12 protein-coding genes and 1 tRNA gene are annotated in these 12,296 nt (G+C 62.2%); 7 read left to right on the top strand and 6 right to left on the bottom strand.

Features of this window, described 5'->3' with window-relative positions; translation table 11 throughout:
• Positions 1-7: 7 nt before the first annotated feature.
• Complete coding sequence (locus RGQ15_RS09925; RefSeq protein ID WP_311160057.1) at positions 8-1,111, top strand: hypothetical protein; 1,104 nt, start codon at positions 8-10, stop codon at positions 1,109-1,111.
• 155 nt (positions 1,112-1,266) lie between these two features.
• On the opposite strand, the gene RGQ15_RS09920 is transcribed toward RGQ15_RS09925, so the two are convergent.
• Together RGQ15_RS09920 and RGQ15_RS09915 are read right to left on the bottom strand one after the other, a co-directional pair.
• Positions 1,267-1,343, bottom strand: a tRNA-Arg gene (locus RGQ15_RS09920).
• A 47-nt stretch (positions 1,344-1,390) separates the two neighbouring features.
• Positions 1,391-1,888: a GNAT family N-acetyltransferase gene (locus RGQ15_RS09915; protein ID WP_311160056.1), complete on the bottom strand. Its 498-nt coding sequence runs from the start codon at positions 1,886-1,888 to the stop codon at positions 1,391-1,393.
• A 285-nt stretch (positions 1,889-2,173) separates the two neighbouring features.
• Here RGQ15_RS09915 and RGQ15_RS09910 point away from each other — a divergent pair, with 285 nt between their 5' ends.
• The 6 genes from RGQ15_RS09910 to RGQ15_RS09885 all read left to right on the top strand — a co-directional run bounded on the left by RGQ15_RS09910 (position 2,174) and on the right by RGQ15_RS09885 (position 7,238).
• On the top strand, positions 2,174-3,274 hold the full coding sequence (locus RGQ15_RS09910) for a sulfate/molybdate ABC transporter ATP-binding protein (RefSeq protein WP_311160055.1): 1,101 nt from the start codon (positions 2,174-2,176) through the stop codon (positions 3,272-3,274).
• Positions 3,271-4,269 (top strand): sulfate ABC transporter substrate-binding protein, encoded by a 999-nt coding sequence (locus tag RGQ15_RS09905; RefSeq protein WP_311160054.1) that lies wholly within the window; start codon positions 3,271-3,273, stop codon positions 4,267-4,269. Before RGQ15_RS09910 ends, RGQ15_RS09905 begins: the two co-directional genes overlap by 4 nt.
• Positions 4,266-5,111 carry a sulfate ABC transporter permease subunit CysT gene (gene cysT, locus RGQ15_RS09900; protein ID WP_311160053.1) on the top strand — a complete coding sequence of 282 codons (846 nt, stop codon included), beginning with the start codon at positions 4,266-4,268 and terminating at the stop codon, positions 5,109-5,111. The genes RGQ15_RS09905 and cysT overlap by 4 nt, the downstream gene beginning before the upstream one ends.
• Positions 5,108-5,932, top strand: a complete 825-nt coding sequence (cysW, locus tag RGQ15_RS09895; protein ID WP_311160052.1) for a sulfate ABC transporter permease subunit CysW — start codon at positions 5,108-5,110, stop codon at positions 5,930-5,932. Before cysT ends, cysW begins: the two co-directional genes overlap by 4 nt.
• Positions 5,933-5,993: 61 nt before the next feature.
• Positions 5,994-6,719, top strand: coding sequence for a TerB family tellurite resistance protein (locus RGQ15_RS09890; RefSeq protein WP_311160051.1), 726 nt, complete (start codon positions 5,994-5,996; stop codon positions 6,717-6,719).
• Between the two features lie 54 nt (positions 6,720-6,773).
• Complete coding sequence (locus RGQ15_RS09885; RefSeq protein WP_311160050.1) at positions 6,774-7,238, top strand: hypothetical protein; 465 nt, start codon at positions 6,774-6,776, stop codon at positions 7,236-7,238.
• On the opposite strand, the gene RGQ15_RS09880 is transcribed toward RGQ15_RS09885, so the two are convergent.
• From RGQ15_RS09880 to RGQ15_RS09865, 4 genes are read right to left on the bottom strand one after another with little or no spacing between them, the layout of a single operon-like run.
• A complete protein-coding gene (locus RGQ15_RS09880; RefSeq protein ID WP_311160049.1) occupies positions 7,235-8,452 on the bottom strand; it encodes a glycosyltransferase in 1,218 nt (405 codons plus the stop codon). The genes RGQ15_RS09885 and RGQ15_RS09880 overlap by 4 nt on opposite strands.
• Positions 8,449-10,044, bottom strand: coding sequence for an ABC transporter ATP-binding protein (locus RGQ15_RS09875; RefSeq protein WP_311160048.1), 1,596 nt, complete (start codon positions 10,042-10,044; stop codon positions 8,449-8,451). Before RGQ15_RS09875 ends, RGQ15_RS09880 begins: the two co-directional genes overlap by 4 nt.
• Positions 10,041-11,147, bottom strand: a complete 1,107-nt coding sequence (locus RGQ15_RS09870) for an ABC transporter permease (protein WP_311160047.1) — start codon at positions 11,145-11,147, stop codon at positions 10,041-10,043. The genes RGQ15_RS09875 and RGQ15_RS09870 overlap by 4 nt, the downstream gene beginning before the upstream one ends.
• Positions 11,147-12,292 carry a microcin C ABC transporter permease YejB gene (locus RGQ15_RS09865; RefSeq protein WP_311160046.1) on the bottom strand — a complete coding sequence of 382 codons (1,146 nt, stop codon included), beginning with the start codon at positions 12,290-12,292 and terminating at the stop codon, positions 11,147-11,149. The genes RGQ15_RS09870 and RGQ15_RS09865 overlap by 1 nt, the downstream gene beginning before the upstream one ends.
• Positions 12,293-12,296: the final 4 nt, after the last annotated feature.

Genomic DNA, 12,296 nt, shown 5'->3' with positions numbered 1-12,296 from the left:
TCGCCGCTTGGATCGCTTCGATCTCGCGCCGCGTCCGAGGCTTTTGCAGGGCGAATTGGGTCCGCTCTTCAAACATCTCAAGGGCATCTATCTTGATGACGATGCCTTTGCGGGGTTTCGCGGGATCCTTCGAAACTATTTCCTGGAAATCTGGCCGTTGGCGCCAGGGGATGACCTTCTCGGGCAGGCCGTGACGGAGCGGCGCCTCCACTCCCTCACGTCCGCATCCAAGGAAACCGGCGTCGGCCCGGCTGTTCTGGATGATTTCTTGACGGAAGCAGGCGCGTTCGCATCCAGTGACGCGCGTGCCGATGCCCGCAAGACCTTTGATGCGAAAGCTTGGCAGCACGTCCTCGATGAAGTCCCGGCACTGGTTGGTCCCATTGCGCTGCGACGGGCAATCGGCGCAACCCTGGCCGAATTGAACGGGTTGAAGGCAGACGGTGTCCTCGTCCCGAGGACCAAAGTTGCAACGATCAAATCGCCTTGGCGGATTGCGGATGGCCAAGCTCTTCTTGAGGAGCTGGAGGCCTATGCGCAGCCGGTTGCCCCAGAGGAGCCAGGGTGGGAGAGGATCCAACTCGTTCACAAGCGACTTGGCCTTCCTGTTGGAGAGATCATTGCGGCTATCAGGGCTAGTTCTCTGCGCCTCGGGAAGCGTTCGGACGTGTTCGGCTACCACGGGCTTGTGGTGAAAATCAGTGAGGTTGCTGCGTTAAAGACGAAGGTCGCGCCGAAGCGCAAGCCATCGAACAACCAGGGAGAGGTGACAGCAGCGGCCTTCGCTCGGTCGGCGGGTATTCGTGGGAAAGGTCAATTCTTGCCTCTGATCGAAGGTGGTCACACGCCTGCGATGTTGGTTTTGAATCCTACGACCAGGCGTCGGGAATGGCGCATGAGCCGCGACGACATCGCTGCGTTTGAGGCCAACTACACGACACCATCGATGCTGTCGGCCGAAACCGGCGCGCATTTGAACACGATTCGGGCCGTTCTGCAGAGCGAGCGGGTCCAGCCGTTCCGACCCAACGGCTTGGATGTCGGACCGGTCTATCTTCGCAAGGCTGTTGAGCCGGTTGCTGCACTCCTGAAATCTCAGGGAGGAAAGTGACCGCTAGCCACGGGTTACGCTGAAATACCGTTCTATCCCAGTGTGCTAGAAGAAACCTTCGACACGGCGCCCCAAGCCTCTTGACAGGGGGTGTGCATGCAAATCGCCCAAACGTGCAAGCTTATGGTTCATTGGCAGGTGTCATTGCCGAAAAGTGGCGATCCCGGAAGGACTTGAACCCTCAACCTGCCGATTAGAAGTCGGCTGCTCTATCCAGTTGAGCTACGGGACCGTGCTTTTGGCGCAGTCATGGCAAAGCTTTTCGTCTTTATCAACCGCTCATTCGGCTTTCTCGAGTTCAAGCGTCATGTAGACGCTGTTCGGATCCAGCCGATAATTCCCGAAAGGACCGCATTGCTCGAAGCCGACCCGCTCATAGAGCATTCTTGCAGGCAGGAACATCGGCTGCGATCCGGTTTCAAGGCTCAGCCGCGACAGCCCCCAGGCCCGCGCATGATCGATCATGCCGTTTACCACGAAACGCGATAGCCCCCTGCCCCGCTCCTCGATGAGAACATGCATGGATTTGACCTCGCCGTGATCCGGGGCAATGCGCTTGATCGCACCCATTCCGATGGGCCGCCCGGCATCACGCAGCACGAAAAACGCGATCTCGGGATGCTCGAGTTCCTTGCGCGGCATCATGTGGATGGATTCCGGCGGGGTATCGGCATGCATGTCCTCGGTATGGCGCTGGAACAGCAGCTCCAGATCATCGCCCAACGGGCTTTCCTGCGCCAGGCTCAGGGTCGTCTGCGGTTCCGCCAGTCGTGCCATTCGATTACCTCATCCTTGTCCCCCGGGGCTTAGCAGAGCGCGTGACACTGCAGAAGCCCTGACCGCGGTGATGGGAGAGCCAATGTTGAAAAATAAGGACAATGGCAGGCCGTAAGGCCAACCTTCCTGAAGAAATTCCGCCGATTTCCTGCTGGCAAGGAACGGGAATCCACAGGGACCAAGACACCGGAACATCCTTCGCCGCCTGGGACGAACCGCCGTGATGCGCCGGCTTGAAGGCAAATCGAGACGCAGCTACCTCTGCCGCAAACCCCGGAGGCACGAATGTCGATCGTCATCGAGAACATGACCAAGAGCTTCGGCGGCACATCCGTGCTGCGCGGGATCGACCTGACCATCGAAAGCGGGGAACTGGTCGCCCTGCTTGGCCCCTCGGGCTCGGGCAAGACCACGCTTCTGAAGATCATTGCAGGGCTTGAATGGCCGAATTCTGGTGGCCTGAACGTCCATGGCAAGGATTGGCTGGGTCTTGCCGCGCAGGACCGCCGTATCGGCTTCGTTTTCCAGCATTACGCGCTTTTCCCGCATATGACCGTCAGGGACAACCTTGCCTTCGGCTTGACGGTCCGCCCGCGTGCCGAACGCCCCGGCAAATCGGTGATCGCGGCCAAGGTGGATGAGCTTTTGCACTTCCTTCAGATCGCGCACCTGGGCGATCGCTATCCGACGCAGCTGTCGGGCGGCCAGCGGCAGCGCGTGGCGCTTGGCCGCGCATTGGCGATCGAGCCCACGGTCCTGCTGCTCGACGAGCCTTTCGGCGCGCTCGACGCTGCCGTTCGCCGCGATCTGCGCGCCTGGCTGCGTCGCGTTCACGAGGAAACCGGATCTACGACCATTTTCGTGACCCACGATCAGGAAGAGGCGTTCGAACTTGCCGACCGGGTCGTCGTCATGGGTGATGGCAGGATCGAGCAGATCGGCAATGCCGACCAGATCCACGACCATCCCGCCACGCCCTTCGTTGCCCGCTTCATGGGGGCGACGATCGAGCTTCCCGTGACATTGCTTGCCGGCCGGGCCGAGGCGGCCGGGCTCGACACCAGCCGCCTGCCCCGCCGCGCACTGCCGGATGGACCCGCGACCCTGTTCCTGCGCCCTGCCGACGTGACGCCCATTGCCGATCCCGACGGACGCTGGCAGATCATCCGATGCGCCAGCAACGGCGCGCTTCTGCGCATTGAACTGACCGACGGCAAATCAACCATCCCGGTCGACCTGCCCCGACGCGCGCCCGAGGCGAACGGCCTGGCGGCAGGCACGAGGATCAACCTGCGCCCTGAAGCGGGCGCACTGTTTTCCGGCCCCCGCGCGACACAGCCCCAGGGCCAGACGATCGAATTCCCCCGCAAGGAGAAAACTCTGTGATCACCTCGAAACTTCGCCTCGCCGCCCTTGCGCTGCTTCTGGGCAGCACCCCGGCCCTGGCCCAGGACAAGATCCTGAACGTCAGCTACGATATCGCCCGTGAACTTTTCGAGGCGCTCAACCCCGAATTCCAGACCCACTGGAAAGACAAGACCGGTCGCGAGGTCAGCATCGACCAGAGCCATGGCGGTTCCTCGAAGCAGGCACGCGCCATCCTCGAAGGCTTGCCGGCCGATGTCGTGACCTTCAACCAGGAGACCGATATCGACGTTCTGGCCAAGAACGGCATGGTCGCCGAGAATTGGCGCGAGGCGCTGCCAAACGGCGCCTCACCCTATTACTCGATGCCGGCGTTCCTGGTGCGCGAGGGCAATCCCAAGGGGATCAAGGACTGGTCGGATCTCGCACGCGATGACGTCCAGCCGATCTTCCCGAACCCCAAGACCAGCGGCAATGCGCGCTACACCTACCTGGCCGCCTATGCCTATGCCCTGCAGGAAAACGGCGGCGACCACGACAAGGCGCAGGAATTCGTCGGAAAGATCTTTGCCAATGTCCCGGTTTTCGACACCGGCGGCCGCGCCGCGACCCAGACATTCGCCGAGCGCAGCATGGGCGACGTTCTCGTGACCTTCGAGGCCGAAACCCGCGGGATCGCCAAGCAATATGCCGATCAGGGTTTCGAGGCGGTGACGCCCTCGACCAGCCTCTTCGCCGCTTTCCCGGTTGCCGTAGTGACCGAGAATGCCGAGAAGAACGGATCGCTCGAAATTTCGACCGAATACCTGAACTGGCTCTACTCGCCCGAGGCTCAGGAAACCCTGGCCGAGCACAATTACCGCACGACCGACCCCGACGTCACTGCCAAGCATGCGGCTGATTTCCCCGAGGTGAAGCTGCTGACGGTCGATGACGTCTTTGGCGGCTGGGACAAGGTGCAGGCCGAGCACCTGGCCGAAGGCGGCATTCTCGACAAGGTCTTTGTCAACCGATGACGGCCGCCGCACCGATCCGTGCGAAACGCGTTCTGCCGGGGTTCAGCCTGAGCCTCGGCACGACGCTGCTTTACGTTGCGCTGATCATCCTGATCCCGGTCATCGCGCTGATCCTGAAGGGCGCGCAAATCGGGCCTTCGCAATTCTGGTCCATCGTCACCTCGCCGCGCACGCTCTCGGCGCTGCGTGTGACTGTCACCGCCGCAGCGCTCGCGACCCTGTTCAACGCCTTTTACGGGCTGCTCATGGCCTGGGTCCTGACGCGCTACGATTTTCCCGGAAAGCGCATCCTCGATGCGTTGATGGATGTGCCCTTTGCGCTGCCAACGGCCGTCGCGGGCATTTCGCTGACCGCGCTCTATTCGGCAAACGGCTGGTTCGGGGCGCCGCTTTCGGGCACCGGGGTCGAGATTGTCTACACCCTTGCCGGGGTTACGCTGGCCATGGCCTTCACCTCGACCCCTTTCGTGGTACGCGCGATCCAGCCCGTTCTCGAGGACCTTGACCCGACACTGGAACAGGCTGCAATGACCCTGGGCGCCCGTCCCTTCGCGATCTTCCGCCGCGTCGTCCTGCCCGCGATCCTGCCGGCTTGGCTGGCCGGCTCCACCGTGGCTTTCGCCCGCTCGCTGGGCGAATTCGGAGCGGTCGTCTTCATCGCCGGGAACCTGCCCTTCAAGACAGAGATCGCCGCCTTGTTGGCCTATATCCGGCTTGAGGAATACGACTATCAGGGCGCCGCGGCCATTGCGCTGGTGCTTCTGGGCTTCGCCCTGATCCTTCTGATCCTGTCGAACTGGCTGCAATTCCGCGCCGCCCGCCATCTCGAGGCCCGCCCATGAACGTCACTGCACTGACCGAAGCTCCGGGCCAGGGCCGGGCGGTGCCGCGGATGCTGATCGCGCTGGCCTTCGTCCTGACCGCGATCTTCGTCGTGGCACCTCTTGTCTTCATCTTCTGGCGCGCCTTCGCGGAAGGCTGGGCGACCTATATCGGCAATATCACCGATCCGTTGACCCTTCATGCCATCGCGCTGACGGCCCTGGTTGCCGTCATCGTCGTGCCGATAAACATCGCCTTCGGCATTGCGGCGGCCTGGGCCATCGCGCGTTTCCGCTTTCCGGGGCGTAAGCTTCTGATGACCATGATCGAGATCCCCTTCTCGATCTCTCCGATCATCGCGGGCATCTGCTACCTGCTGCTTTACGGCCGTCAGGGCCTGCTGGGCCCCTGGCTTGCGGCCCATGACCTGAAGGTCATGTTCGCCCTTCCCGGCATCCTGCTGGTGACGATGTTCGTGACAGCCCCCTTCGTCGCGCGCGAAGTTCTGCCGCTGATGCAGGCTCAGGGCTCGGAACAGGAAGAGGCTGCAGTGACCCTTGGCGCCCGCGGATGGCAGGTCTTCTCCCGCGTCACGCTTCCCAATATCCGCTGGGCGCTGCTTTACGGAGCTGTGCTTTGCACGGCCCGAGCGGTCGGCGAATTCGGCGGCGTCTCGGTCGTTTCGGGTTCGATCAGGGGGCAGACCAACACGCTTCCGCTACAGATCGAACTGATGTTCAATGACTTGAATACCACCGGCGCCTTCGCGGCAGCCTCGACCTTGACCGTCATCGCGATGGTTGTTCTGGTCGTCAAGGCCGCGCTCGAAAGCCGCAGGTGATCCGCCACAACTGGCGGTATTGTCAGTGGACTTGACCCTTGACCCCGCCTAGGCTGGAGCCATGGACGCCGCATTGAAGGACCCCCACAGGCAATGCCCCGAACTGCCGAAGCCGCGCAGCTTCTGGCAGCGGATTGCCGATCGCCTTGCCGCGATCGTCGGCGCGCGGCGCGCTGCGACCCCGCCCGAAAGATCCGTGGCCTTCACCATCGCGATCATCGCGCTGGGGGCCAAGCTGGCCAAGGCCGACGGCGCAGTCGAGCGGTCCGAGGTCGCGGCCTTCCGCCGCCTCTTCATCATTCCCCGTGCCGAGGAAAAGAACGCAGCCCGCGTCTTCGACCTGGCGCGGCAGGACGTGGCGGGTTTCGACGCATGGGCCAAGCGCATCGCGGCAATGTTCCCACCCGGTGACCCGGTCCTCTCCGACGTGATCGAGGGGCTTTTCATCATCGCCGTCGCAGATAGCGAGTTGCATGAGGCCGAGATTGTCTTCATCGACGAAGTGGCCCGGATCTTCGGTCTGACTCAGGCCGATGTCGCCGCGATCCGCGTCCGGCACGACCAGAAGATGGGCTGTTCTTCCTGCGAAGTGCTGGGCATCCCGCCCGAAACGCCTCTGCCCGAGGCGCGCAGGCGCTGGCGCGAACTGGTGCGCGAATCCCATCCCGACCGCGCCGTTGCGCGCGGCCTTCCCCCCGAAGCGATCCGCCTTGCCGAAGCCCGGACCCGGGCGCTGAATGCCGCCTGGGACGCGTTTCGAGAGATGCATCGCCCCCGGCCTGCCTGACTGGGAGAACTGCGGCATTTCTGCCGCCGTTTCATTCTGACAAGGAGAAGACCGATGCAGAGGCTTGCCGCATTTTTCCTTTCCACGGTCATGGCATCTGGCCCGGCTCTGGCCCAGACGCCCTATGAACCTCCGCCCGCCGATGATCGCGAAGGCGGGCTCGAAAGCGATATCGAAAACGGAATCCAGGGGTTCATGGAGAAACTGCTGAACGAGGTCCAGCCGCATCTGGATCAGTTGGGCCGGGATCTGAACGATACGATGAACAGCTTCAGCCCGGTTCTGGACGATCTCGGAAGCCTCATGGACGATGTGGGCAATTACCAGGCGCCCGAGCGGTTGGAAAATGGCGACATCCTTATTCGCCGCCGTGCGGATGCGCCGCCGCCACCCAAGATCGGCGACACCCTGCGCGACTTTCTCGCGCCCGAAACGCCACCAGGTTCAGAATCCGCGCCGTCACCCGATGCGCCGGAGCCCATGCCCGATTCTTCCGGCGCACCCGAGATCGAACTTTAGCCGCCAAAGCCCTCGACCCACTCGATCAGGCGTGGAAGGCATATCGACTTCTGGTCATAGCCTTCGACGATCGTTCTGCGTGCCGCCATGCGCAGACGATCCGCCTCCGGGTCGCCTGCAAGCCCCTTGATCAGGGCGGCCTCAAGCCCGCTCTGATCGAAGAAATCGACGAGGCGGCCATTTTCCCCATCCGTCACCAGCTCACGAACCGGCTCGGTGTCTGAGGCGACGATATAGCAACCCGCCGACATCGCTTCGGTCAGCGACCAGCTTAGAACGAAGGGGTAGGTCAGGTAACAGTGGACCCGCGCTATCCGCAACAAGGCCAGATATTGCGCATAAGGAACACGACCCATGAAATGGATGCGCGACAGGTCGATCTGGCCGTCGAGTTCGGCCAGCATTCTTGCCTTCCAGCTTTCCGCATCGCGAGGTTTCGTGCCGTAGCTGACCCCATCGCTGCCGACCAGAACGACCTGGGCCTGAGGGCGGGCGCGCATCACCTTGGGCAGAGCCCGCATGAAGCGATGGAACCCGCGATAGGGCTCAAGCGAGCGCGAGACATAGCTGAGCACCTCGTCCCTGGCGTTCAGGGTCCTGCCATCGGGCAGATCAAACCTTGCCTCGGGATCAGGGCTGACCTTCTGGGTGTCGATGCCGTCGTGAATGACCGCCAGCTTCTGTCGCAGCTCGGGTGGAAAGGAATCGGCCTGATATCGCGTCGGAGCCAGCCCCGCATCGGCCTGAACCAGGCCCTGGATCAGATGCGCGGAACGGGCAAGCGTCATCGCCCGCCCTTCGTCGCTGTCGGGTGTCACCTCGGGGTCGAAGCCGACATCGTGTCCCCGGGTCCGGTAAAGCAGCTCGGCATAGACGAGCAGCCTTGCCTCGGGCCAGATCTCACGCAGAAACAGGGTCTCACCCCATCCGGAATGACCCAGGATCAGATCGGGGTGGTATCCATGACGATCGCGCAGGGCGCGACAGCCGCGCGCGGCCAGCCAGCCACGTTCGGTATATTCGGCATAGGTGCGCGCGAAGCCTCGAACAGGATTTTCCTTCGGCGGCGCCTTGTAGCGGAGAACCCTGACCGGGGAAGGCCGCTTGTTGGACTCATCGGTCAGCGCCAAGACCTCGTGACCCCGTGCCGCCAGAGCCGGTGCCAGATGCAGGAACTGGCCCGGGAAATTCTGGTGCACGAGAAGGATCTTCATCTGCTCTTGCCCAGGAAGGCCGCCTCGATCAGGCTGCGAGTATAGTCGCTTTTGGCCTGCTCGAAGACCTCCTCGGTCGTTCCCTGTTCGACCACCTCGCCCGCGCGCATCACCATGATCTGGTGGGACATGGCCCGGACCACCCGAAGGTCGTGGCTGATGAACAGGAATGCGAGCCCGTGCTTGCGCTGAAGTCGGCGCAACAGCTCGACGATCTGCACCTGAACCGTCATGTCCAGTGCGCTGGTCGGCTCATCCAGAACGACAAGCTTGGGATTGAGGATCATCGCCCGCGCAATGGCGATGCGTTGCCGTTGCCCGCCCGAGAACTCATGCGGGTAGCGGTGCATCGTGGCGGGATCGAGCCCCACCTCGCGCATGATCTGGTCGACCATCTCGCGCCGGTCTCGGCCTTTCTCGACACCATGGACGCCAAGCCCCTCTGCGATGATCTGCTCGACCGTCATGCGCGGGGAAAGGCTGCCGAACGGGTCCTGAAAGACGATCTGCATGTCGCGCCGCAACTCTCGCAATGCCCGTCCGGCCAATTTCGAGATGTCGCGCCCCGAATAGACGATCGTCCCGTCGCTTTCGATGAGCCGCATGATCGCGAGCGCAAGCGTGGTCTTGCCGGAACCGGATTCCCCGACGATGCCCAGCGTTTCACCCGCGCGGACCGCCAGTGTCGCGCCGTTTACCGCCTTCACATGCCCAACGGTCCGGCGCAGGAAGCCGCGCTGGATCGGAAACCAGACCTTCAGATCATGCGTCGAGACAACCTCGGGCGAATTGGGCGGAACCGGATCAGCCTGGCCCTTCGGTTCGGCCGCAAGCAGCATGCGGGTATATTCATGCTGTGGATTGGCAAAGATCTCTTCAACAGGCCCCTGCTCGACGATCTCGCCACCCTTCATCACGCAGACACGGTCGGCAATGCGGCGCACAAGGCCCAGATCATGGCTAATGAACAGCATGGAAAGCCCCTCGGCGGCCTTCAGCTCGGCCAACAGCTCCATGATCTGCGCCTGGATCGTGACATCCAGCGCCGTGGTGGGTTCGTCCGCGATCAGAAGTTCGGGGCGGTTGGCCAGGGCCATGGCGATCATCACCCGCTGGCGCTGCCCCCCGGATAGCTGGTGGGGGTAATCGGCAAGCCGTGTCTCGGGATCGCGAATGCCAACGCGGGTCAGCAACTCGATCACCCTTGGCCGCGCCGTGTCCCCCCGCAGTCCCTGATGCAGTGCAAGGCTTTCCGCAAGCTGGCGTTCGAGCGTATGCAACGGATTGAGCGAGGTCATCGGCTCCTGGAAGATGAAGCTGATGTCGTTCCCCCGCACCTGGCGCAGAAGGGCCTCGGTCGCGCCGACCAGCTCCTGCCCGGCATAGCGGACAGACCCGGAAAGCTGGGCACTGTCGCCGAGAAGTCCCACCGTCGAAAGCGCCGTGACCGACTTCCCCGAACCCGATTCACCCACAAGCGCGACCGTCTCGCCCTTGCCGATGGCGAAGCTGACCCCCTTGACCGCAGGCACAAGCTTGCCGTCCTGCCGGAAACCGATCCGCAGGTCGTTGACTTCAAGAACCTGCGTCATCTGAAGGTCTTTCTTGGGTCGAAGGCGTCGCGGATGCCCTCGAAGATGAAGACCAGTAGCGACAGCATGATGGCGAAGGAAAAGAAGGCCGTGAAGCCAAGCCAGGGCGCCTGCAGGTTCTGCTTGGCCTGCAAGGCAAGCTCGCCCAGCGAAGGCGCCGAGCTTGGAAGGCCGTAGCCCAGGTAATCCAGCGCGGCGAGCGACGAGATGGTGCCCGTCACCACAAAGGGCAGCATGGTCAGCGTCGCCACCATCGCGTTGGGCAGAATATGGCGGAACATGATCTTGCGATCGCTTACCCCAAGCGCGCGGGCAGCGCGGACATATTCAAAGTTCCGTGCCCGCAGGAATTCGGCCCGAACCACGCCGACCAGCGCCGGCCAGCCGAACAGGATCGAGACGAAGACAAGCAGCCAGAAACTTCGCCCCAATATCGCAAACAGAATGATAATCACGTAAAGAGAAGGGGTTGAACCCCATATCTCAAGCAATCTCTGAAACACCAGATCGGTGCGCCCGCCGAAATAGCCCTGAATCGCTCCGGCCGAGATCCCGATCAACGATCCGACGATGGTGACAATCAGCGTGAACAGGATCGACAGGCGGAACCCGTAGATGACCCGCGCCAAAACGTCCCGCGACGTGTCGTCCGTGCCCAGGAGATGCTGGCTGTCCGGCGCGCTCGGCGCTGTGCCGACATTGTTGATCGTGCGGTAGTGATACGGGATCGGCGGCCAGATCATCCAGCCCCTCTCGACTGCCTCGCCCGAGACGGTGCCGGTATCGGCGGCTTCCTTCTCGACGGCTTCGGGATCGTCCCAACATTCCTCGCGACCACCGGTCCGGATCAGGCATTGCACCCCCGGATCGGTATAGATCGCCTCGGTTCCGAAATCGCCGCCGAAGGTCGTTTCGGGGTAAAAGCGATAGACCGGGAAATAATAGCTGCCCTTGTAGTTCACGACGATTGGCCGGTCATTGGCGATCAATTCGGCGAAAAGCGAGGCCACGAACAACAGGGAGAAGACGATCAGCGACCAGAAGGCCCGCTTGTTTCGACGGAAATTGCGCAGCCTGCGCCGGTTTAGCTCGGTCATCGCCATCAGCCGGCCCTCCGCTCGAAATCGATGCGGGGATCGACAAACACATACATCAGGTCGGACAGGATGCCCACCAGCAGGCCCAGCAGCCCGAAGACGTAGAGCGTGCCGAAGATGACGGGATAGTCACGCTGCACAGCGGCTTCGAAGCCGAGCCGTCCTAGCCCGTCGAGCGAGAAGATCGTCTCGATCAGGATCGACGAGCCGAAGAAGACGCCCAGGAACATTGCCGGAAAGCCCGCGATCACGATGAGCATCGCGTTTCGGAAGACATGGCCGTAAAGCACCTTGCCTTCCGTCAGGCCCTTGGCGCGGGCGGTCATGACATATTGCTTGTTGATCTCGTCAAGGAAGCTGTTCTTGGTCAGAAGCGTCAGCGTCGCGAAGCTTGAAATCGTTGTGGCGATCACCGGCAAGGTGATGTGCCACAGGTAGTCCTTGATCTTTCCAAAGAAGCTGAGGTCCTGGAAATTGTCCGAAGTCAGCCCACGCAACGGAAAGATCTGCCAGTAGCTTCCGCCCGCAAAGACGACCATCAGCAGAACCGCGAAAAGAAACGCCGGGATGGCGTAGCCAATGATGATGATGCCCGAGGTCCAGGTATCGAAGGCCGATCCGTTCCTGACCGCCTTGCGGATGCCCAGAGGGATCGAGATCACATAGGCGATCAGCGTCGACCACAGACCCAGCGTGATCGAGACCGGCATCTTTTCGACCACCAGATCAACAACCGAGATCGAGCGGAAAAAGCTCGTCCCGAAGTCGAACCGCAGGTAATTGCCAAGCATGATCATGAAGCGCTCGACCGCGCCGATCTTTTGCTTTTCGCACGCGTCCGATCTCAGGTCGGGCTCGCCCTCATGTTCGGGGCCGCAGACGATTTTCGCGAAGCCCATCTGGACTTCGAGCTGATCCAGGAGTTCCGGCGGGATGCCTCGCGCGCCGGCATATTCGCTGGTCTGGGCTTGTTGCGTATCACCGCCAGCCCCGGCGATGTTGCGAAAAGCGTCGCCTTCGCCCTGCACGCGGGCAATGACCTGTTCGATCGGACCACCGGGGACGAATTGCGTCAGAGTGAAATTGACCAGCATGATGCCGATCAATGTTGGAATGATCAGCAGCAATCGCCGCAGTATATAGGCTGCCATCCTG

The organism is Paracoccus sp. MBLB3053 (genome assembly GCF_031822435.1).
GTDB lineage: Bacteria > Pseudomonadota > Alphaproteobacteria > Rhodobacterales > Rhodobacteraceae > Paracoccus > Paracoccus aurantius.
The sequence above is the reverse complement of the archived record's forward strand: the minus strand, read 5'-3'. Positions and strand labels throughout refer to the sequence as shown.